This is a genomic window from Moorena sp. SIO3I8, from assembly GCF_010692325.1.
Taxonomy (GTDB): domain Bacteria; phylum Cyanobacteriota; class Cyanobacteriia; order Cyanobacteriales; family Coleofasciculaceae; genus Moorena.
In genome coordinates this window covers 1-3182 of record NZ_JAAHHW010000250.1, presented here as the reverse complement: position 1 = coordinate 3182, position 3182 = coordinate 1, and the positions used below count along the sequence as shown (strand labels likewise).

At 40.3% G+C, this 3182-nt stretch carries 3 protein-coding genes and 2 pseudogenes; 1 reads left to right on the top strand and 4 read right to left on the bottom strand.

Going from position 1 to position 3182, the window contains the following annotated elements:
* Positions 1–257: 257 nt before the first annotated feature.
* From fabD to F6K51_RS35720, 4 genes and pseudogenes are all read right to left on the bottom strand, one after another.
* Complete coding sequence (fabD, locus tag F6K51_RS35735; protein ID WP_293030521.1) at positions 258–1154, bottom strand: ACP S-malonyltransferase; 897 nt, start codon at positions 1152–1154, stop codon at positions 258–260.
* A 144-nt stretch (positions 1155–1298) separates the two neighbouring features.
* Positions 1299–2016 (bottom strand): annotated as a pseudogene (locus F6K51_RS35730) (transposase); the annotation flags it as partial.
* Entirely contained in the window at positions 2013–2321 is a 309-nt protein-coding gene (locus F6K51_RS35725) for a hypothetical protein (RefSeq protein ID WP_293030518.1), read from the bottom strand. The gene F6K51_RS35725 and the pseudogene F6K51_RS35730, both read right to left, overlap by 4 nt.
* Positions 2322–2385: 64 nt before the next feature.
* Positions 2386–2514 (bottom strand): hypothetical protein, encoded by a 129-nt coding sequence (locus tag F6K51_RS35720; protein WP_293030515.1) that lies wholly within the window; start codon positions 2512–2514, stop codon positions 2386–2388.
* A 422-nt stretch (positions 2515–2936) separates the two neighbouring features.
* Here F6K51_RS35720 and F6K51_RS35715 point away from each other — a divergent pair.
* A pseudogene (locus F6K51_RS35715) lies at positions 2937–3182 on the top strand (IS4 family transposase); the annotation flags it as partial.

Sequence of the window (3182 nt, the reverse complement as noted above, 5' to 3'; positions counted from 1 at the left end):
GGATAATTACCCTTAATAAAAATCGCTCCCATCTCCCCATCTCCCCATTTCCCCATCTCCCCATCTCCCCATCTCCCCATCTCCCCATCTCCCCATCTCCCCATCTCCCCATCTCCCCATCTCCCCATCTCCCCATCTCCCGACACTTGCCATATCTAAACTCTGATAACTATTGGGGGGATTCCATCAAAGCGGCGCGTCAAAGAGCAGCGCGCCGCCATCCAAAACCTGAATCAGATTGAGCTTAGGGCTTCGAGTTAGCCTACTGCTAAGCATTGCTGCAGATCAGCAATGCTATTAACGTTTTCTAAAATTAACTCGGGACACATCCGTTTAATTAAGCCAGTCAGCACCTTACCTGGTCCGACTTCCACCACTTTCTCAATCCCTTCCACTGGTAGCCTCAGAGAAATTTCTCGCCATCGTACTGAACCAGTAATTTGAGACTGGAGTTGATGTTTTAAGGTAGCTGCCTCGACCGTGGGTACAGGGTCCACATTCGATAATACTGGTACCTGGGCGTCAGCAAAGGGGACAGACAGCAAGAGTTCCTGGAACTGAGCCGCTGCTTCAGCCATTAAGGGAGAATGAAAGGCACCGGACACTTTTAGAGGAACAGCCCGTTTCACTTTAATCTGACTCAGCAAATCCTGAACTGCTGTTGGTTTACCTGAAATTACCACTTGAGCAGGACTGTTATCATTAGCAATAACAACATCCTGTATCTGCTGGATTTTTTCTTCAAGTTCTGGGCGTTTGAAGCCAATCAGAGCAACCATCATGCCATCAGAAGCACTATCCATCAATTTAGCCCGATGTTGGACTAGGCGTAGCCCTGCCTCAAAGTTAAATACTTTGGCAGTGTAGAGGGCAACATATTCTCCCAAGCTGTGACCCGCTACTAGATGGGGTCGTTCCCCTTGTTCCATGAGCAGATCAGCCAGGATACTCTCAACTACGTATAAGGCAGGTTGAGTGTAGAGGGTTTGAGATAACTGATCGGACTCCCCTTGACAAATATCTAGGACAGACCAGCCTAAAATTTCCTCAGCTTGCTTAAACTTAACCTTTGCAGACGGCAGGTCTAATAAGTCCACTCCCATACCTGGTACCTGGGAACCTTGCCCAGGAAACACCCATGCAGTCTTTATCATTTATTTATTATTTATTGGTCCTCAAGAATCAATTATCTGCTATTGCTGTACGATTTGGTGGTCTTATCGGTTTCAATTATGTCATATGCGCTGATTGCTGAGTGCTGACTACTGAGTGTTGATATGAGTAGTATCCCTCTTCTGTCACTTTCCGAATTCAATGATTAACAAATAAGCCAGATTATCCAGAATAAAAAAAAAATGACATTGATTAATTTCACTAATTAGCTGATTCAATCCCACCAATAAATTACTATTAGGTAAAATATCTAACCAGGGAAAAATAATCCATAACATCATGATGGGTTGAATCAGTAAACGAAAATTGTTTAACACATTATCCCATCCACCTTGATGATTCCATTGTTGATGATTACTCACCTGGATATCATCAGTATCTGTCACCTCATTGGCCACTTCTGCCGATTGATTGAAAGATAAAAAAGCTGGATAATTTAAACTAATCATGGTGTACACAAAAAATTATTTACCACCATTTTTCGATATCCTTAAACTTATTAAAACGGTAATCTGTCCATCCTAATTCTTGTTTACACTGACGAAAAGCATACTCTACCCATGTTCTTAATCCATACAAATCTCCCAAGATTTTCTTGAGATTACCTTTCAAATTAGTCATCACAAAAGAAGTTCCATTCTCTGGCATAGTTTTTGGGTCTGTGGTTATTTCCCAGTAAGTTATGGCTCTCCTTTTTCCATAGACTATTTCTCTAATGTATCTAGTTTCTGATTTTTGATTACTAAATGTTCTGGTAAATTTACACCACTTATTCGCTCTAACCCTCTGTGAGGATGGCATCCAGACTCCATGATTACTCCTAATTGCTACTACATAAGCTAGCAGGGCGACAAAGGGGATTGAAAACTAGACAGGGCAAGCTCAATAGCACGTTGACCCTGATTGTAATGGAGAATCCAACGACGATTAATTTGCAAAAGTTCAGACAAATTTTGTTGGCACAATTGCTGTAGGTGGAGCCAATTATGAAGATGTTGACCAATATAAAAAGAGCTATGTCTACGTTGTGAATTTGAGGAAGTTTCCGGTCGTGCTACATATTTTTGAATGCCAATACTCTTAATATTTTGACCGTGAATCATGGCACTAGTATAAGCAATAGCAACGACAACAAGTAGAATATTCACGCTGCTGAGGTTTGAGCTTAGAACCTTCAAGATTATAGCCACCTGCTTTAAAATATCGAAACATCTATTCAATATCAAAACGCTTTTGATAAGCTCGAATAGCTATGTCTAAATCCACCAATTTAGTTAAGATATACCAAGGTTCTTTTGTTTTAAAGCCTTTGTAGTTTCTTGTCTTGATGCAGTCGCTCATGGGGGGGGACCCCCAAGACCGCGCTGCATCGCTTTCCACTTAGCCGCAATATTGAAAGTCCCAAAGCCAGTTTGCTGAGTCACCTGTCGGTCATTGATAAAAAGGTTCATCCCAGGAGTTAAACCCCCTGGGGGGGGCGACGATAGCGATTGAAACGATTGATACGTCAAGAGTGTAACGATCTGTGGTAGAAAAAGATAGGTCTTTCATTGTCAATAAGACCTATCTGTTGAAAATGTTACCATTATTATATCAAAACCATCTAAAATTTAAACTAAAGGATCGTAATTCTATTTTAGCAAATATTGTAGTTATTCTACTACAATCAATCAAAAGAGAAAGCCATTGAAAAATTAGCCAATGCTTTACCTCTTGGAATAAAGTTTGAAAGTATAATAAAAAGACTACAGCGCTTTTTCTCTTTGCCAACTTTAAATTTTGAAAATATTTGGTTTCCTATTCTATCTAATTTACTAGAAACATATTTTGTTCGCGTAGCGTCGGCGAACGCCGAAAAAAATGACCTAGTTTATATAGCAATTGATCGGACAAATTGGGGTAAAATAAACCTTTTAGTAACTAGCCTGATTTGGGACAAAAGAGCTTTTCCAGTTTACTTTACTTTGATGCCAAAATTAGGCAGTAGTAATTTTAAGGAACAAACAACT